The organism is Peribacillus simplex NBRC 15720 = DSM 1321 (assembly GCF_002243645.1).
Classification (GTDB): domain Bacteria; phylum Bacillota; class Bacilli; order Bacillales; family DSM-1321; genus Peribacillus; species Peribacillus simplex.
This window is the reverse complement of record NZ_CP017704.1, coordinates 3,338,401-3,357,264: the sequence shown is the minus strand read 5'-3', so window position 1 is coordinate 3,357,264 and position 18,864 is coordinate 3,338,401. Positions and strand designations below refer to the sequence as shown.

At 39.0% G+C, this 18,864-nt stretch carries 16 protein-coding genes; 2 read left to right on the top strand and 14 right to left on the bottom strand.

Features of this window, described 5'->3' with window-relative positions; genetic code table 11:
• Positions 1-14: 14 nt before the first annotated feature.
• Positions 15-545, top strand: coding sequence for a PadR family transcriptional regulator (locus tag BS1321_RS16155; RefSeq protein WP_063236166.1), 531 nt, complete (start codon positions 15-17; stop codon positions 543-545).
• Between the two features lie 945 nt (positions 546-1,490).
• On the opposite strand, the gene BS1321_RS16150 is transcribed toward BS1321_RS16155, so the two are convergent.
• The 9 genes from BS1321_RS16150 to BS1321_RS16115 form a co-directional block, all read right to left on the bottom strand.
• The gene (locus BS1321_RS16150) at positions 1,491-2,069 is read right to left on the bottom strand and encodes a TetR/AcrR family transcriptional regulator (protein ID WP_063236167.1); all 579 of its coding nucleotides are present in this window, start codon (positions 2,067-2,069) and stop codon (positions 1,491-1,493) included.
• A gap of 115 nt (positions 2,070-2,184) precedes the next feature.
• Positions 2,185-3,828 (bottom strand): amidohydrolase, encoded by a 1,644-nt coding sequence (locus tag BS1321_RS16145; protein WP_063236168.1) that lies wholly within the window; start codon positions 3,826-3,828, stop codon positions 2,185-2,187.
• A 43-nt stretch (positions 3,829-3,871) separates the two neighbouring features.
• On the bottom strand, positions 3,872-5,239 hold the full coding sequence (locus tag BS1321_RS16140) for an APC family permease (protein WP_063236169.1): 1,368 nt from the start codon (positions 5,237-5,239) through the stop codon (positions 3,872-3,874).
• A gap of 57 nt (positions 5,240-5,296) precedes the next feature.
• Positions 5,297-6,235, bottom strand: coding sequence for an agmatinase (gene speB, locus BS1321_RS16135; protein ID WP_063236170.1), 939 nt, complete (start codon positions 6,233-6,235; stop codon positions 5,297-5,299).
• Positions 6,236-6,602: 367 nt separating this feature from the next.
• Positions 6,603-7,148, bottom strand: a complete 546-nt coding sequence (locus BS1321_RS16130) for a TetR/AcrR family transcriptional regulator (protein ID WP_063236171.1) — start codon at positions 7,146-7,148, stop codon at positions 6,603-6,605.
• 143 nt (positions 7,149-7,291) lie between these two features.
• Entirely contained in the window at positions 7,292-8,194 is a 903-nt protein-coding gene (locus BS1321_RS16125; protein WP_063236172.1) for an alpha/beta hydrolase, read from the bottom strand.
• 217 nt (positions 8,195-8,411) lie between these two features.
• Positions 8,412-8,540 carry a hypothetical protein gene (locus BS1321_RS28520; protein ID WP_257790324.1) on the bottom strand — a complete coding sequence of 43 codons (129 nt, stop codon included), beginning with the start codon at positions 8,538-8,540 and terminating at the stop codon, positions 8,412-8,414.
• Positions 8,541-8,882: 342 nt separating this feature from the next.
• Positions 8,883-9,113 (bottom strand): hypothetical protein, encoded by a 231-nt coding sequence (locus BS1321_RS16120; RefSeq protein WP_063236173.1) that lies wholly within the window; start codon positions 9,111-9,113, stop codon positions 8,883-8,885.
• 51 nt (positions 9,114-9,164) lie between these two features.
• Positions 9,165-9,674 carry a hypothetical protein gene (locus BS1321_RS16115; protein ID WP_198319679.1) on the bottom strand — a complete coding sequence of 170 codons (510 nt, stop codon included), beginning with the start codon at positions 9,672-9,674 and terminating at the stop codon, positions 9,165-9,167.
• Between the two features lie 295 nt (positions 9,675-9,969).
• Here BS1321_RS16115 and brnQ point away from each other — a divergent pair, with 295 nt between their 5' ends.
• Entirely contained in the window at positions 9,970-11,310 is a 1,341-nt protein-coding gene (gene brnQ / locus BS1321_RS16110; protein ID WP_063236175.1) for a branched-chain amino acid transport system II carrier protein, read from the top strand.
• Positions 11,311-11,498: 188 nt separating this feature from the next.
• On the opposite strand, the gene BS1321_RS16105 is transcribed toward brnQ, so the two are convergent.
• The 5 genes from BS1321_RS16105 to BS1321_RS27540 form a co-directional block, all read right to left on the bottom strand.
• Entirely contained in the window at positions 11,499-12,017 is a 519-nt protein-coding gene (locus BS1321_RS16105) for a DinB family protein (RefSeq protein ID WP_063236185.1), read from the bottom strand.
• Between the two features lie 166 nt (positions 12,018-12,183).
• Entirely contained in the window at positions 12,184-12,330 is a 147-nt protein-coding gene (locus tag BS1321_RS28910; protein ID WP_197281894.1) for a YuzK family famiily protein, read from the bottom strand.
• Between the two features lie 315 nt (positions 12,331-12,645).
• Positions 12,646-13,521: an L-serine ammonia-lyase, iron-sulfur-dependent, subunit alpha gene (gene sdaAA, locus BS1321_RS16100; protein ID WP_063236176.1), complete on the bottom strand. Its 876-nt coding sequence runs from the start codon at positions 13,519-13,521 to the stop codon at positions 12,646-12,648.
• 40 nt (positions 13,522-13,561) lie between these two features.
• Positions 13,562-14,224 carry an L-serine ammonia-lyase, iron-sulfur-dependent subunit beta gene (gene sdaAB, locus BS1321_RS16095; RefSeq protein WP_063236177.1) on the bottom strand — a complete coding sequence of 221 codons (663 nt, stop codon included), beginning with the start codon at positions 14,222-14,224 and terminating at the stop codon, positions 13,562-13,564.
• Positions 14,225-14,523: 299 nt separating this feature from the next.
• Positions 14,524-18,855 (bottom strand): endonuclease, encoded by a 4,332-nt coding sequence (locus BS1321_RS27540; protein WP_069981789.1) that lies wholly within the window; start codon positions 18,853-18,855, stop codon positions 14,524-14,526.
• Positions 18,856-18,864: the final 9 nt, after the last annotated feature.

Here is an 18,864-nt window from a genome sequence, read left to right as displayed (position 1 = left end):
AAGGAGCGTAGAAAATGTCTATTCAAATTTTTATATTGAGCAAGCTGATGGAGGATAAAAACTATCCTTATAAATTAAAAAAGCAGCTTTCAGAACCCATTCCACTGGATCGCCTAGGCGGGTTAACGGAAAGTAAACTGTACTACCATTTTGAGTCATTGGTAAAACAAGGTTTAGTCGAGCCAGTTGAAGTAATAAAAGAAGAACATCGGCCTGATAAACAAGTATTTGCGATTACGGCTAAGGGTCGCGAAGAACTACCCAAAAAAATCTATAAATTATTTGAAAATGCGGATGAAATTAAGGAAATGATTGTTGGTTTAGCTAACATCAAGTATGTAGATCGGGATAAAGTAGTAGATATATTAGAAAAAAAAGTACATTCCATCAAGGCTATTTGGGAGGAGCTTGGGAATTTCGAGCCAGAACCTAAAGGCAACGAGAATATTCGTGAATTTTTGGGTGGCTATTTTTCGACCAGAACAGATCACACAATATATTGGTTTGAAGAGTTAATTAGAAGAATTAAGATAAAAGAATTGTAAGTTTACTCAAAAGCAGGATTTTTGGCAGGAGTTCCAAAATAATTTGGGGTTACATCACAGGTGCAGATTTCCGTATAGATGGCGGTACCACGCCGAATATAGCGAAATTAGCATTAATCTCATAACGAAAAATAACATTCATTTTATAGATAAAGCTATGTGAAAACTTATATTCACATAGCTTTTATTTTTCATATTTCAATAAAAAAACTTGCTCGGAATGAGCAAGTAAAACTGTAGACAAAAGAAGTTCTATTAAATTTTAAAACAAAGTTGATGGAGCTGGTGTGCGAGACCCTGCGGGAAAAGCGTGTCCAGGGGAGACCCCGCAGGCGCAAAGGCGCCGAGGGCGGACCGCCCGCGGAAGGCGAGTGCCTGGAGTGGAAATCGACGATCAGATTACAAACCCTCAAAAAAACGTTCCAATTGATTTCAGAAATCCGCTCCCTTTCCGCCGACTGTCTGCCAAGCCGCATCAAAGCAAGCGGCTGTGGGGTCTTGGCTAGCCAGTTATTTCGGCAGGAGTCTCGCAAATTTCTTCAATCTAATGTTGTTTCATCCATATAAAAAGTAAAAAAACATGAAGGATAACCAAATCTTTTTTAAAACCATGGTTCGGGATGAGACCATTCCGTACCCCCTTTTGTCGTCAAACCGTACTTGCTCGGAATGAGAAAGTAACCAGTTTGTCGACAAAAGGATTTCTATAAATTTTAAAACAAAGTTGATTGGAACGTAAGGTACGAGACTCCTGCGGGAGAAGCGTGTCCAGGGGAGACCCCGCAGGCGCAGAGGCGCCGAGGGCGGACCGCCCGCGGAAAGCGAGTGCCTGGAGTGGAAATCAACGATCAGATTTTGTCGACTAACCAGTTATTAAGGCAGGAGTCTCGCAAATTTCTTCAATCTGTTTTCCCTAGTATGAACTGTATTAACGTATGAAAAAATTCATCTACTTAGTCCATACCAAAAATTCTCCCATATATTCTGAATTCTAGGTTCCATTTCCTCTTTCCCATAATAAGAAAATTCCATGAATACCCCATCAATCAAACAGAGGTAGGACATGATTAAGTTCTCGATTTTCACCTGGCGTATTTCTTTTTTGTCAATTCCTTCTACAAAGATAGCATGTAAGAGAGAGGAAAATGATTTTTCAGATCTAAGGAATTTATCATTTAATATGTGCTTCAAATGCTCTGGTGGAAAGATCATTGCTCTCTTTAAAAAAGTTGCTTTATCTTCATGGTTTTTATAATAGTTACAAGTATCAAGAAGGATGTGCCTCAATTTTTCTTCAGAAGAGAGTGTATTTATTTCTTCGACAAATTGTTCGACCTGGTGTATATGCTCTTCAAGAATTTCTTCAAACAGACACAAGAAAAGGTCATCCTTATTTTTGAAATGGTTATATATTGAGGGTTTTTGTATACCTACCCTCTTGGCAATTTCCGATAAAGCTGTTCCCTCGTATCCGTACTTAGTAAAAAGTGTTAAGGAAATGTTTTTAATTTCATTTTTTGTCATAATGAGCCCCCAAACTATCTAACGTTAGTTAATATCATTATAAACTCATTTCCATTTTTAAACTAAAGATTTGATACCTTAGAACATAGTTCTTTTTCTCGAAAAGATAGGCGAATCAGAATATGCTGGATAAAGAAGTTTCTTCGCTTTTATACACAACTTTCCCATCGTTTATTGTAAGTTCCACTTTAGTTTTGAGCACTTCATTTTCTGGAATATCAAAAAGATTTCTGTCTAACACCACAAGATCAGCAAGTTTCCCCTCTTCTATTGTACCTAGCTCGTGCTCTCTAAAGCATCCATATGCTGAGCCATATGTATATGCTTGCAATGCCTCTGCCAAAGTGAGTTTTTGTTCAGGATGCCATGTGTTTTTTGGATCTCCACTACTATCAACTCTTGTAATTGCAGTATATATTTGTCGCATTGGATTTAATGAGATAGATACCGGAAAATCTGTTCCTAAAGCTAAAGATGCACCTGAATTTAAAAGCGACTTCGTCAGGAAAACATTTTTTTCCCTTTCAGGACCTATAATTGATGAATATACCTCTCTTGATGAAGCAGCCATGTGATCAGGTTGCATAGAGACAATGACTCCCAGTTTTGAAAAACGTTCAATGTCATCCTGATCGATTACTTCAATATGCTCTATTGTATGCCTTGAGTCTCTTTTTCCATTTTTACGTACAGCTTCTTCAAAAGCGTCTAGAGCTAAACGAATTGCCGCATCTCCAATAGCATGAAACCTGATTCTAAATCCAAGTTCATCTGCTTTAACAACTCGATTAATTAATACTTCTGGATCTAGAGCTGGATGACCACAGATATCCAATTGATCGGAGTAAGGTTTTAGGAAGTAAGCGGTATGACCCGTGACTGTTCCATCAACAAATTGCTTTAATCCTGAGAATTGAAGTTTCTTTGATTCATATTCATTTCTCAGTATTTGAGCTTTATCCAAATTGCCATCTAATTCAGGAGTGATATGAAATCTAGTCGTTAATTCTCCTTGCTTATCCAATTTCTCAAAAAGGTCATAGTCTTGAAGAAAGTCATCTATTGGAGCATACAAATCGTTTACAGAAGTTATTCCATATTGGGATAATAATTGTAAAAACTTTTTTAATATCGTTTCTTTTTTATTTTGTGTTAACCGTAATGCCTCTTTTAAAACTATTTGTTGAGCTTCTTCATAGAAAATTCCAGTGAGTAAACCATCTTTATCTCTTTCATAACGACCAAAATCCGGATCACGTATATCCTCTGTAACTCCTGCTAAATCCATAGCTTTACTGTTTACCCATGTATAATGACCTTCAGCATGAAAAAGAACAACAGGACGATCTGGAATAACAGCGTCAAGTATTTTATAATGGGGTTCTTGTTTATCATGCCAATAACCTGCGTCCCATTGCATACCTATAATCCATTCTTCCTCAGAACAATCTTTAGAAAATTCCAGTACTTTTGCAGCTACTTCTTGAGCTGACCTGGCTTCAAATAAGTTAACACTATTTAAACTTAGTGCACTAAACATAATGTGGAGATGAAAATCATGAAACCCAGGCATAATTAATTGATTTCCATAGTTAAATACTTTTGTCTCATTTCCTATAAAAGGTTCAATCTCTGCTTTTGATCCTACACTCATAATTTTGTTACCTAAGATAGCAATTGCACCAGATGTTGGCTCATGTGTAAGCCCTGTGAAAATAGCATCACTAGAAAGAACAATATCCGCTTTTTTAATAGCCATAGGAGTTACCTCTTTTCATTCAAATTAATAAAACAGTAACTGATCATTGCACTAGTTTTACATCGAACTCTTCTTTTTGCTCTTCAAAATTCAATTCAGGAGGACGTTCCTTAAACATTTTTGTTAAGTACAATAAGTAAATGAACCCTACTGCCAACCAAGTAATTCCTAATACTAAAGAATGAATATCTAACTTTGTCATAAACAATATAGTTATACCAGTGCCTATTAAGGGAAGAAGTAAATATAAAATGATACTTTTAGGCGATCTCTGCTTCTGCCTCACAAAATAATGGATAAGCACAGAAAGATTAACGAATGTAAAAGCAAACAGTGCACCAAAGTTAATGAAAGAAGTAGCTGTTGCTATATCCAAAAATACAGCACTCATAGCAACACAAGCAATGATCAAGATATTGAATATGGGCGTTTGAAATTTTGGAGAAACATATCCGAAAATCCTCTTAGGCAGAACATTATCTCTCCCCATTGCATATAAAATCCTAGCTCCACTTCCTCCTGAAGCTATAGCAGAAGCAGTAGCAGCTGTCACTACCACAGAAATAAACAAACTATTCAGAAAATTACCTCCGGTATAAATCATGATATCCACTATAGCTGTATCAGGGTTCTTAAAAGAAGTGAAATTCGGGAAAATGGATTGTGCAAAATAGGTAGATGCAATAAATAATAACCCTCCAATTAATGTCGTAGCATAAATCGCTTTGGGAAGTGTTTTTTTTGGATCTTTGGTTTCTTCAGCTAGTGTAGTAACCGCATCAAACCCTAGAAAACTGAAACATAATAGAGGTACAATTGAGAGTAGATTATTAAAATTCACGTCAGGACTAAAAAAAGGATCCATAGAAAACAACTCTCCTGTACCTTTTCCTGCTAAAAGTCCATTAATGCAAAGCAGGCTGAAAATAATAATAAAAAGAAATTGAAACATTACCAAAAAGGTATTTACATTTGCAGCAACTTTAATCCCAAAAATATTAATAATAGTCACAGCTATAATAAAAGAAATAATAACTGCAATGATTGGAATACCAGGGAAGTAAGCATTCACCATAATCCCAAAAAGTAAAGCACTGATCATAGGACTGAAAAGATAATCCAATAAAATTACCCATCCTACCAGAAAACCAAGGTGTGAATTAATTCCTTTCTGCACAAAGGTATAAGCTGAACCGGTAGTGGGATATACCTGAACCATTTTTGCGTAACTATATGAAGTGAATAGCATAACAATTAAAGCAATTATGTATGCTGTCGGAACCATTCCATGGGTACGATCAATAGCGATACCATATGTGCTAAAGACTGTCACAGGCGCCATAAAGGAAAGTCCAAATACAATAACATATCTTGTATTTAGTGAACGCTTAAGCTCGGGTAATCCTTTCATCGCAAAGAGCTACCTCCTTTATTAAATGTAATGACTGATTTTAAATTAAAGTGATTATTAAATATCTTCTTTCGTACTTAATGCTGCAAGGCTGGCAAATTCATGTACAAGTGTCGCTGCTAAAAGTGAAGTAATTTGACTTGGATCATATGAAGGTAGCACTTCAACCACATCATATCCTATAAAATTAAATTCAGTTAGAGAACGTATCATTTTTAGAGTTTCAAAGCTGCTAAAACCACCTGCTTCAGGTGTACCTGTTCCCGGAGCAAAAGAAGGATCAACGAAATCTATATCAAATGTCAAGAAACAAGGAGTGTTACCAATAGTCTTTCTAATCTCTTTCAAAACATCTTCAAATCCCCGATCAGAAAGTTCACTAGTTGTAATCAAACGATAACCTAAATCATGACTTGCCTGTAAATCTCCAGAGTGGTTAAGCGTGCCTCGGATTCCTATTTGAAATACTTTATCTGTCTGTAGCAAACCTTCTTCGTGTGCACGAATAAAAGGAGATCCATGCCAATATTTTTCCTCATAATATGTATCCCAAGTATCTGTATGGGAATCAAAATGAATCATGGCTACAGGGCCATATACCTTTGCCGCAGCGCGTAAACTAGCTAAAGTAACAGAATGATCTCCCCCTAATCCAATAGGTATGACTCCTTTGGACATCAATTCATATATGGATTCCTTCATTAAATCATAGCTTCGATGAATATTATGAGGAATAACCGGGATATCACCAATATCAATTGCATTCATTTGTTCAAAAGGATATACCTTATGAATCGGATGATAAGGAAACAAGGTCATGGATGCTTGGCGAATGGCTTGAGGAGCAAACCTGGCTCCCACCCGAAAAGAAGCCGCTGTATCAAAAGGCATACCTACAATTGCTAGCTTCGCATCATGCTTTTGAGAAGGTAAACGCATAAAAGTTCCCGTTGTACAAAACTCTGGCTTTACATCTGGTGTAAGTGGATATTTCATAAGTATCATCTCCTGGTTTTAAATAAAAATCTTTTCATACAAATTTTACAAACAAGTAGTGTAATCGCTTACAACCAATAATTCATTAGATTACTTTTTATTTCTAACACCTACTTTTCGTACTATATTAACTAACGGTAGTTAGTATTAAACCAAATATAAACATAGTTGTAAAAAAAGTCAAACTATTTTTTATTGTATATCAACTCCATCTTTTGATTAAAGTAAAGCCACCTATTCTTGTTACACTAAACTGCCCCTTTAGCTCCATAAGAAAAAGAGCTGCAAAAGCAACTCCCTTATTGAAATAAAGCACCCATTAGCTTAAGAGAAAAAAGGCGTCCCGGTTCTGCAGACACGCCTAATATTATAAATTCCTCTCTAACAAAATTCCCACTTGTTCTGCCAAGACTTGAGGCGGATCAGGTATTCCATTCGTGAAATAAGATTCTACTATCCCTACAATAGCTACTCCAAAAAATTGAATGATAACATCTTTACTTAATCCTTGATTTTTCCCTTTGTTTACATCTACTTCATTCTGTACTTCTTCGATGACAAGCTCAAGAAAGCGACTGCGAAAAAAAGGTGCCCCTTTGTCTGCCAACATGGTTGAAAAGAAGGAATAATGACTTTCAAAGTATTCAAACCAAATGAGAAGAGCATCTGTAAAACTCAATTCAGCTGAGGATTCACAAAGTTTTCTTAGCTCTTTAATATGCTCTTCAATGAGCTTATCGAGCAGATCATATTTATCCAGGTAATGAGAGTAAATGGTTCTTCGGCCAACATTCGCTTTGTCGGCAATATCCTGTATCGTAATCTGATCAAAATTCTTTTCAGACATCAGTTCAATAAAAGCTTTTTTTATTGCTTCCTGAGATTTGAGTATTCTTCTATCTATGATAGACATTGTGAGAGTCACCAAACTTTCTTGAAAAACCTTGTGCTATAAGGTACAGCCGTTTTCCTGAAAGTACTGGGAAAACGGCTTTATTCTTAATGATACCAAGCTTCTGTTTTTTTAAAACATATTGGATGCTATTTTCTTATTTCTTAAAGATTCTTGCCAAAGTACTCTGTTAACTTAGTTACAGCTTGATCTACATATTCTGGGATATCATACATAGCAATATGCGTTGCACCCTCAACCCAGAACAATTCCTTTGGTCCATTCGACAATTCATGGAATTGTTCGCTGTAACCGCGTGTGTCGGCCTCGGTTCCTACAATGAATAACATAGGTTGAGTCAGGTTTGTGCTAATTTGGCTTGATGCCGAGAATGCCATGAGTTTGTCAACGCTTGTAAATAGGAATCGATTTGGAGAATTAGGGTGCTGTGCTCTAGGCGTTCTATAGTAGTCAAAAGCTTCACGCATTAGCACAGGTGTATTTTCATCAATTTCTTCAAGCGTATCAGGTGCATAAGTAAGGAAATGCGCTTCTGTTCCATTTGCTTCTGCAGTACGCTGCTTAGCAACAGCCTCAAGTGTTTGCAATTGTGTTTCAATGCTACCTTCTCCTCGGAACATAGCACCGATGTCCACCGCACTCACAGTCGCTACAGTTTTGATGCGGCGTTCAGTTTGAGCTGTAGCTACGGCATAACCGCCACCCGCACAAATACCAAGTGCTCCAATTTTTTCTTGATCAATATACGGAAGAGTTGTCAAATAATCCACCGTACAACGCACATCTTCTACTCTGGCATTCGGATCTTCAAGCAAACGTGGTTCTCCTTCGCTCTCTCCCTGATGAGATGCGTCATATGCTAACGCAACAAAACCATTGTCAGAAAGCTTTTGTGCATATAACCCTGCAGTCTGTTCTTTTACTCCACCACCAGGATGTATAACAACAATCCCAGAATATTTTTTGCTTTCGTCAAATCTATCTGGTAAATAAAGGTTCCCTACCATCTTTAATTGACCATTTTTAAACGTTACTGATTTTTTCATGTTTTTTCCCCTTTTTTGTAATGAATTCGATGCCCCAAAAAGAAACTGCATACATGTGCAATAAGGAGCATCTGTGTAACATTATAAACAGGAACAGGATATCTTCAATGACCAATTGACTACGATTCGTGCGTTAGTGCACAATTCGAGTGAAATTGTGTAATATGCCTTCTTCCCCTTATTCTGACGTTTTTTAAAATGAAATAAAAAAAAGACCTTATTCAGGTCTCAAAGATTGCGATTGATTCAAGAATTCTCTAATAGGTATCCTTAGCTCCCGGGCATACAATAGCATTTCTGCCCATTCCTTATCCAAGCCTTTTTCAATAAATAAAGAAATTAACATGTTCGCTCTCCCCGATCTTTCAAAAAGTTTACCTAAAGATTAGTTAAGACAATTCATTTTAATTATACTTGCATTAAACATGCCAATTTTAATTAGGTGATTTATTTAGGCCAGGAAATAAATTATTGTTTCTACGGAAACTACATCTAAGGCCCATAAAACCCCATCTTAGCATTCGTGTTATTCATCCCCAGATCGATATTTTAAACTCACTTATAACAGCTAAATTGTCCCTTATTTAATACAATGAATGGACATGTGTGTTATATTGATGCCATTATTTTCACTTTATTGATTAACCAACCACAGTTAGCCTAACGCCAGCTCAACAAAAACCGTAGTTTAATTATCATTTTCCCTGTTTCTTTTTCCTTCAAAATATATGGATGCCGATAGAACAATGATTCCAATTAATACAATGTCAGATAACCAAAATAAGTCCATATCCGTGATATATTCAACCATATTAAATATAGAAAGCGCGAATATGAAAATTATTAAGAAAAAATCTTTTTTGCTTTGTTTCCGTTTTTCAAAGAACAATCCCAGTATTTTTTCAAAAAATACTCCCATTATAAAACACCGCCTTAATTTCCACTGTTCCAAATTGACAGCAAAATTCAATTAAAGTCCGCCGTCTAAACCATCAATTTTTATCCCTCTGCTCCAATCACGGGTGACTTTTAATTCATTATCTATGATGGTTATCGTGATCTCTCCTTCTTTCTCATAAAGCTTGGATGAATTCTCGTCATAAATCTTAAATACAGTTGTGTATATGTAATCTACTGTGCCATCTTCATTTATGCTTTGTTCTTCAAGCTTCACACTTTGCACTTCGATGCTTTTATTGATTTCTTTGGCTACCAGTGAAGGCATTGAATAAAAACGGTTAAGAATTTGGGCATTATATTCATCTTCTGATAAATATCTTTTAATATTACCTGCAATTTCATCAAAGGTTGGAGGATTGGCTGGATCTTTAATGGTATATCGTGCAATATAATAGCCTTTAAATAATTTTTCTGCCTCTCCCAATTTGACCACATTTCCCTCTTTAACAGGGCTCCTCTCTGTCATTTCACCGTTTTCTTTGACCACTTCCTTGTTACATGCACCTGTACATAAAAACACTGCGATAAACAACAAAAAGCTAAGAAAATTTTTAATTTTTGCACCCTCATTTCCGTTTAAATTTCATTTGTTCAAAAATGAATTTCATTAGTATGAGCAGCTTTTATATGTTCAAAATAAGGTAAGGGCGGATCACTGATCATCAGGGTAAATAATAAAAAAACAAAAATATATTGAAATATCAATTTAATTTAGATATAATACTGTACGGTCTTAGTATTAGTGTATATTTAATTTTTAGAAAATTTAATAATTTTCTAAAATAGCAAATTTTGGTTTTTTCGGAGGGTTTATTTTGTCTAATAAGGTACCATCTTCATTTATAGTAGTGATTGGGTTCATGTTATTTGCCCTTTTCTTTGGGGCAGGGAATTTAATTTTCCCGCCGATGCTTGGTCAATCAGCAGGTACAAATGTCTGGTCAGCTAATGCAGGGTTTTTGGTCACAGGAGTAGGACTACCGTTACTTGGTGTGCTGGCACTCGGTTTTTCTGGAAAAGATGACTTACAATCATTAGCGAGCCGTGTCCATCCAGTCTTTGGTATTGTATTCACAACCGTTCTTTATTTAGCCATTGGTCCATTATTCGCAATGCCTAGAACAGGAAACGTTTCTTTTGAGATCGGTGTAAAACCTTTTTTGCCTGAAGATTCAGGTCCATTGCCTTTACTTATCTTCACTATCATCTTTTTTACAGTTTCGTGCCTTCTTTCGCTCAATCCTGCGAAAATTGTCGAAATTGTGGGGAAAGTTTTAACACCCATCAAGTTGACGTTCATTGGTATCCTGGTGGTAGTCGCTTTCGTTAATCCAATTGGAGATTTTCAAGCACCTGCCGAGCACTATATGGTTCAACCATTTTTCAATGGGTTCAGAGAAGGATATTTAACGATGGATACTCTTGCATCTTTTGTTTTTGGCATCATCATCATTAATGCCATCAAAGAAAAAGGTGCTAAAACAAAAAAACAAATAATGATCGTTTGTGGAAAAGCGACTGCCATTGCGGCCGTTATCCTTGCTACTATTTATACAGCTCTCTCTTATATGGGTGCTTCAAGCGTTGGGGAACTTGGACGCTTGGATAATGGAGGCATTGTCTTGGCAAAAGTCTCGGATTATTACTTTGGAGCATATGGTGGGCTATTATTAGGATTAATGATCACAGTGGCTTGCATAACGACAAGCGTAGGACTCATTACATCTTGCTCGACATACTTCCATAAGCTATTTCCAAATCTGCCTTACAAAACAATTGCCATAAGTTTATCCATATTCAGTGCAATAATTGCCAATATTGGACTAACCGAGTTAATCGCCATTTCAGTACCTGTTATGACAGCCATTTATCCATTAGCCATTGTTTTGATCTTCTTAACATTTCTTCATTCCTTATTTAAAGGAAGACCTGAAGTTTATCAAGGCAGTTTACTTTTAACATTCATCGTCAGTTTATTCGATGGATTAAATGGAGCAGGTGTACACATTTCATTCATCAATGATTTCTTCACTGCAATACTTCCTATGTATGAGGCAGGACTAGGATGGATCATCCCTGCCATTGTTGGAGGATTCATTGGGTATGCCAGCAGCGTCTTACGGTCGAAATTCGGTCATAATCACCAAATAGATTAATGATATAAATCAGTTCAGACATAATTGACTGTAGACAAACTCGAAGAAAAGCGAGTTTGCCTACAGTTTTTTTCTTTTATAAACGTTCAGTTGATTTCAGAAATCCGCTCCCTTTCTCCGACTGTCTGCCAAGCCGCATCAAAGCAAACTCCTGTTGGTGTACGAGACTCCTGCGGGAAAAGCGTTCTTCATTCATTCCGTAATTTCTTCAGCAATTGAAAAATCTGACCCCTATGATGTGATTCATGTTCAATCAAATGATAAACGACCCATTCAGGTGTGACGTCATATTGTTCAAGTACCCTCGGTTTTCGCCAATCCGTTAGGTCCATTGTGCGAAAGTTTGAAAGAAATACTTCACGTACCTTATTGAGACGGTAGAAGTGTTCTTCTAATGTTTGTCCTTCAATGTGGCTTAGGGAGCCATCTTCAGCACGGCATCCTAATGGAAACAAGGCGGATATTTCCGAATCCCATTCCGTAACAAGGACCTCCTCGTATAACCAATCTGCCTCTATCAGCGCTATGTGATATAATATCGAGCCAATCGTTTGCCTTTCATCGATTTTCGAATCGAGTATATTTTGGCTGATTCCAGTCAATTCCGATATAAGCGTACGGCGAACATCTTCTAAACACCATAGCCACCGCCCAATTTCCTCTTCATATCCCGATAATGCAGAAACCAGTAATGCTCTTCTCTTCACCAAGATCATCCTCCTCTTCATCAACGTACATTCTATTTAAAAGTGTTGTTTCCTTCTTTTAAATGGAAAAATTACCTTTTAGAGCAGGACAAAAAGAGCAATCTTTTTGATTGCTCTTTCGCTTGTTCATGATTTTTTCGTTTTATGTTATTCGATAACTTCGAAATTAACTCCCTAAAAAAAGATTGGCTCTCATCTCCTCAGAAATACGCCTGCCCTGTAGATAATCCTGTTCCCGTTCTTGTTCAACCATCATACGTTGCTCCAGTTTTTGAGCATATAGTGCATAGCCGATTCCATGAGCCTGAAACATCGCTTTTTCCATTGCCGACGTGTACGTTAATTCGAGAAAATTAATGAAGAATCAATCCTTCCCATAGTGAATTTCGTACTCATCTTATCATTGAAAGTGATAACTCACAAAGTTGCTGTGGTTCCATATTCACTGATAATTCAGATTTTTCAACAGCTGTTTCTATCTCCGTGTACATAAACGCCAAATTCCTCCATCTTCCTCTAAATCCCTTTTTTCATGTACAAAAATGAGCAGGTTTATGGGGTTGGAGTTGATTTTTTAAGACAAATTAAAAATCCCATTAACAAACCTGATGTTAATGGGATTGAAAGTTTATTTATATGAACCGAAAATTTCCTTTGCCAATCTACGCCCAGTAGGAGTCGCAGCCAGGCCGCCTTCTGCCGTTTCACGAAGTGCAACTGGCATGGTCAAACCTATTTTATACATGGCATCGATAACTTCGTCACATGGAATGCGGCTCGTAATGCCTGCAAGTGCCATATCAGCTGCCGTTATTGCGTTGGATGCACCCATTGCGTTACGTTTCACGCAAGGAACTTCAACCAATCCTGCCACTGGATCACAAACCAATCCAAGCATATTTTTCAATGTGATCGCCATCGCTTCTGCAGCTTGGCTTGGTGTACCGCCGGCCAGTTCTACTATCGCAGCTGCGGCCATTCCACTTGCCGAGCCCACTTCTGCTTGGCAGCCACCAGCCGCTCCAGAAATGGAAGCATTGTTTGCAACCACGAATCCGAAGGCAGCGGAAGTGAAAAGAAATTCAATCATCTCTGCTCGGGTCGGGTTTAATTTTTCTTTCACGGCAAATAATGTACCGGGAACAACGCCCGCAGAACCTGCAGTCGGAGTGGCACAAATCATTCCCATTGCAGCATTCACTTCGTTCGTCGCAACAGCTTTACTGACGGCATCCAATAATAAATCGCCTGCGAGTGCCTTGCCCGACTTGATATAATTTTGCAAAAGAACGGCATCTCCGCCCGTTAGGCCTGTAACGGATTGCACACCTTTCAGACCTCTTTCCACCGCTTGTTCCATCACGGTCAAATTCCTGTCCATCTTTTCAATGATCTGTTCTCTCGACAGGCTTGAGAACTCCATTTCTTGTAAAATCATGATCTCCGCGATTTTTACATTTTTACTTTCAGCAAGTTCAACCAACTCTGCTACATTTCGGAACATGTTTTTACCTCCATATCTATGCCAACACTTTTAATGATTATCATTCAACCATCCTTATGACTTGCGACACGTTTTCCAATCCTTCAATTTCCTTCATGACATCGCCCTTGATTTTCTGATCGACTTCAATCACCATAAGGGCCATTTGACCTTTATCTTTTCGTGAAACTTCCATATGTCCAACGTTAATCTCATGATTAGCCAACACTGTCGAAACGGAAGAAATTATTCCAAACACATCGTTATGCACGACTAAAATGGCTGGATTTTCACCTGACAATTTAAGCTTGAACGTATTCAACTCCGTTATTTCTATCGTTCCGCCGCCAATCGAGATCCCAACAAGTTCTAATTCTTTATCTTCGTCGAACAGTCTGATTTTGACTGTATTAGGATGATCCGTCACAGTATCCTCGATTGTAAAGGAAACTTCCATACCGGCTTCTTCCGCTATCGTTAAAGAGGCAGGGATTCGTTCATCATCCGTATCGAAATCCAATATCCCGCCTACGACAGCGACATCCGTACCGTGTCCCCTGTATGTTTTTGCAAAAGAACCATATAAAGAAATAATGGCTTTCTTCGGTTGCTTTCCGAATAATGTCCTTGCTACTCTGCCAATTCTGGCAGCTCCTGCTGTATGTGAGCTTGAAGGTCCAATCATGACGGGACCGATTATATCGAATGCAGATCTGTATTTCATTGTGTAATGCCCCTTTTCTGGCAATATATTTTTTAACCGTCTTTTAAGGGTGAATGAATATCAAAAAGCGGCATAATTACTATATTAAAATATTTTTATCATTCCTGCAATGAAAACCCTTTCATTGATATCCCATATTAACATATATTACATAACATACCTACCAAAATTTTTATTCTTTAACGCGAAATCAATATTTGATTTTTCAGTATTTTAAGATAATTAACTTTCGATGATTATATTTGTAGAAGAGCATGAGAAAAGCAGCCATCAGGCTGCTTTCCCCTTCTATCTCCGATTTAACTCGCTTTTTTCTCATCGATGGATTTAGCTGCACCCCAAATTTCGGATGCCCATTCAGGATGGTCGATGAATGGGTTGCGGTTATTTTGCCAGTCATAAATGACATCATTGCGATGGCTCTCGAAATCGTCGACTGGATCGAGATCATTCCATTTCAAAAGTGTCGATAGCTTTCCATGAAGCGGCTTCGGATACGTATTGACTGTATCGGATAATTCAAGATCCAACTCTCCATTTCCTTCATACCGGACGGCCATGTAAAATAACATCCTTGCTATATCGCCTTTAACATGATCTGGCGGCTCCCATGAATCTGAATCAAACTTACATTCACATCCACTATATGTTTGACCGCCCTCGTCGAAATCAAGGTGGCCCCGTTTACCATTCACTGTCACATCAGCGGGACGGAGGTGATGAAGGTCTGTCCCGGGACCTTTGCTTGTCCCAAAATCACCGTGGGACTTTGCCCAAACATGTTCGCGGTTCCATTGTCCGGTATTGCCCCCATTCGCGTTCTTCGAGATGGATTTTCCAGAGTAAAGCAAGATGACATTCTGTTTGTTCACCGGGTCTTCATCCGTTTCTTTAAGGGCATTCCACACTTGATCATAAGTTAACATCGTATGCCCCTTAATTATCGAGTTCAGAACCGATTTCAATTCCGTTCCCGTTTTTCCTGCCGCCGTTTCGTAATAAGCTTCAAGCGGCTTATCATTCGATACGGTCAACGTGAAACGAGCAACCACTTCTGATAGCTGGTCCTCGGCCTTGACTGCGACAAGGTATGTTCCAGCTTCATTTGCAGGAAGGGTTAATGTCTGGCCTGTGACTGTACCGATAGTGGATGAAAAGGTCAGCTTATCTCCATCTGGATCTGAGAAGTGCTCACTCAAATCGATGGTGACCTTGGAACCGGCTTTCACTTCAAGATTTTCCAGTTTTTTCGTTACAACGGGCGGATGATTTTCTTTAGGGTCGAAAGGGGAAGCAATTGCTTCCCCTTTCGAATTGACAAACTTGATATTCGATGTGTCGACACCTTCTGTTACCGACCATTTCTGAACGTTTTCAGCGCCCCTGATTTCTTTTACATTGGCGTTGTCAATGATGACTTCCTTCACCGCCATGCCTCCAAAATCAATGATTGCGCCCTCCTTATCCGGTTTTATCGTCACAGCTGCATTCTTCAGCCCAAGGCCTTTGAGTACAGCATATGAACCTTTTAACCAGATACCTTCTTCGATGTTGGATGTTTCGTCAAGATCGATCAAAACACTAGGTGAAGCAATCGTTAGTCTTTTTGTTTTAACGTTTGTTACATGATACGTTTTTTCTGGAGCAGGAGGTTCAACACCACCTGATTCAGATAACGAGGTTGAAATCAATACAGGGTCATGATCGCTTGCTCTTCCCTGAACTTCCATGAAGGATGAGTTAATATGGACAATATCGACTTTCGTGGCCGCGGCCATATTATTCGATACCAGGATATGGTCCAGTACTTGTGAATTGCCTTGATATGTGTAAGAATAACGTTTTTCAAAAGGGACTTTCTCGATCATATTTGTTAGATCTTTGCCCTTTAATGTTTTAAGCGGTGCCGAAAATTCAAAATCATTAAAGTCTCCAAGCAAGACGATATTCGCTTTGGCATCCTGTGACTTGATATCACTGACAAACCGATTGACGATGGAGGCAATCTGAAGCCTTTGCGTTTCACTAGAAAGGAAAGGAGGCTGGTTTTTGCCGAATAATGGCTGGTCACCGCCCTTGGAATTAAAATGATTGGCCACCACCACTACGCTTTCGCCTTTAAATTCGAATTGAGCGGCTAAAGGCTTCCTGCTTGAAGTGAAGGCGGGATCGGTAGGCTCGATTCGTCCAGGGTTCAAGGTAAGTTTTCCATCTTTGAAAGCCACGGACTGTGTTGCCGTTCCTTTCGTTCCTTCAGTCAATTTGACACGGTCCACATTATATAAAAAGCCTACACGGATATTCCCGCCGGGTGCCCCGCCATCAAGTTTATCTTCTGGAGCGATATCGATGAATTGATATTGCGGTCCGCCCAGCTCTTTTATTTTGTCGGTTAACTTCTTGGCACTTTGAGCAGAATCCGTTGTCCCGCTATCTGTTGCCCCATCATTATCTTGCATTTCCGTTACGCCGATGATATCGGGTTGTTTAAGATTGGTAATGATGGATGTTGCGATCGTTTCAACTTTAGAATTAGCGGTTTGAGTGGAGAAATTCTCTATATTATAGGAAGCGATCGATAACTTATCAGCATCCTTCTCTAAAGATGTCACTTCCCGAGCCGTACCGCCATCCTTTAACGCCGGCAGCTGAGCTTTATCCGTCACTACCCTATAGTTGCTATATCCATAGCTGATGACACCCGTAACCGAGCCTTCAAAGAAATCACCCGTTTTCGCTGCAAATGATTCATCATTTATATCCAGGGTAATTCTTTCAGGATTGAAATCCGTTTCTGTTATTTTGACGCCTCCAACTGCAGTCGTCGTTTCCATATTCCCTGGAATCACGACCAATTCACCATAGTCTTGAGGAGCAACCACTTTCGGGTTATATACTTGCACGAGCATTCCTTCCAGACTCTCGTAGAAATCAATGCCGTCTTCGCTCGGATTAAAGTCTGTCAATCTATCATCATCTATGTTCTCAGACGGCGGAATGACATCTTTTCCAATGACGATTGGTTCTGGTATCGCTGCAGTGCCAAGCTTTTCAATAGTCGTATTAGTCAATTCAGTTGTTGGCAGATCAGTCGTTTTCATTTCAGTGTATCCTTCGATATACCACTCGACGACTTTACCTGCCACTTTGATATGATCTCCCGCTTTTAGACCATGTGCTTTGTTGTACACTAGTATTCCCTCGGAAGTCGTTAAGTCCTTATCCGGGTTGGGATCTTGGATATAAAAGTTATTTGCATCTTTTACATAAGTGACCACACCTTCCACACCTGAGACGAGTTGATTTTCATATGATGAAAAATGATTCATCCCCTGAATGTCACGAATCTTCACTTCATTGGTTTTGGTAACGGTATAGGCAAATGTGAAAACTTCTGATGTCTTGTCATTGACAGCGATTGCCTTGATGACAGTATCTTTCGTTAAAATGATAGGTTCTGTGTACAAGGCACTTGAAGACGTCGGTGTGGATCCATCCAGCGTATAGTGGATTTTCGCTTCTTGCCAACCAGATTCAAGTGATACTTTTGTATTTTCACTTACCGTACCAGGGAAAATATCCGCGTATACGGCTGGTTTGTTCACCAGTTCATAATCTTCAATACCACGCGGCTTCAACTGATACATGTCATTGAACCTCGATCCGATTCCGGTTACGGAAATGACATCCCCTACTTTAAAGCTATTCAGGAAATCTTCATAACTCGAACCGGTCCGGTTATCATGGCGAACGATTACAGATTTCCCTTCAGTATCTTCCGCCTTGAATTCGAATGTTCCGTATGTTCCCGATGCCGCCAATTCTGTAATGGTCGCTTTTTCAATGGTTACCAGCTCACCCTGTGTTTCCTCATTGACGCCAGATGCATCAATTTTTTGGATTTCAGGAAGTTCATTCCCAGAAGAAACCACTTTAAGGGAGGTTGGTTGGATTTGTAATTCCTTATTATAAGCGGATACTTTTCCGATTAAAGTAACCTTATCCCCTTGCTTTACATCCGCAGGCCACGAAGAACCATAAACATATAGTCCAGCCGTTTCATCTTGGATATAAAAGCCTTTTCCTCCCCAATAACCAAGCCCCGTGGTGACCACCCCATCGACCTGCACTACATCTTCAGTATTCGTGCGTGCCTCGGCAATGGAGTCCAGAACCTTCACATCAGGCTGTTCAGGAGTTGTTCCCCCATCAGTGATGATCGTGTAATCCGTTGCGGATTTCAGACCGGGTACTGAAAAGTACTTTTCCAGCTTCCCCGTAATTGTCACCTGCGCTTTGAGTAATTCCGGATGTTCGACCAAATTCAAAGCCGTTCGGATATTTCCGGCTGGAAGCTGAACAGGCATGATTTTCTTAACATCCGTTTCATCCGGACTATCCGCAATACCTATATTCGTACTTTCAGTAAAAGGCGATGTTTGTTGATAGCTTGTACCGCTTTTAGCCGTACCGACGATGTATCCCTTCACCGTCGCCGTTCCACTGTTATTATTAATCGCTTCCATTACCGATATTGTCCCTTCTGCTTTTGCAGCGGCTGCATTTGGCAAAACCGTTGACAGCACGATCAGTATGGCAAAGAAAAGCTTGCTTATCCCATTCTTCTTCAAGATCTCAAC

What these genes read in the sequence shown, in the direction of transcription:
- BS1321_RS16155 (WP_063236166.1), top strand. Translation starts at nt 15, where the DNA reads ATGTCTATTCAAATTTTTATATTGAGCAAGCTGATGGAGGATAAAAAC.
- BS1321_RS16150 (WP_063236167.1), bottom strand. Translation starts at nt 2,069, where the DNA reads ATGACAAAAAATGAAATTAAAAACATTTCCTTAACACTTTTTACTAAG.
- BS1321_RS16145 (WP_063236168.1), bottom strand. Translation starts at nt 3,828, where the DNA reads ATGGCTATTAAAAAAGCGGATATTGTTCTTTCTAGTGATGCTATTTTC.
- BS1321_RS16140 (WP_063236169.1), bottom strand. Translation starts at nt 5,239, where the DNA reads ATGAAAGGATTACCCGAGCTTAAGCGTTCACTAAATACAAGATATGTT.
- speB (WP_063236170.1), bottom strand. Translation starts at nt 6,235, where the DNA reads ATGAAATATCCACTTACACCAGATGTAAAGCCAGAGTTTTGTACAACG.
- BS1321_RS16130 (WP_063236171.1), bottom strand. Translation starts at nt 7,148, where the DNA reads ATGTCTATCATAGATAGAAGAATACTCAAATCTCAGGAAGCAATAAAA.
- BS1321_RS16125 (WP_063236172.1), bottom strand. Translation starts at nt 8,194, where the DNA reads ATGAAAAAATCAGTAACGTTTAAAAATGGTCAATTAAAGATGGTAGGG.
- BS1321_RS28520 (WP_257790324.1), bottom strand. Translation starts at nt 8,540, where the DNA reads ATGTTAATTTCTTTATTTATTGAAAAAGGCTTGGATAAGGAATGGGCA.
- BS1321_RS16120 (WP_063236173.1), bottom strand. Translation starts at nt 9,113, where the DNA reads ATGGGAGTATTTTTTGAAAAAATACTGGGATTGTTCTTTGAAAAACGG.
- BS1321_RS28910 (WP_197281894.1), bottom strand. Translation starts at nt 12,330, where the DNA reads ATGTTTCAGGCTCATGGAATCGGCTATGCACTATATGCTCAAAAACTG.
- sdaAA (WP_063236176.1), bottom strand. Translation starts at nt 13,521, where the DNA reads ATGTTCCGAAATGTAGCAGAGTTGGTTGAACTTGCTGAAAGTAAAAAT.
- sdaAB (WP_063236177.1), bottom strand. Translation starts at nt 14,224, where the DNA reads ATGAAATACAGATCTGCATTCGATATAATCGGTCCCGTCATGATTGGA.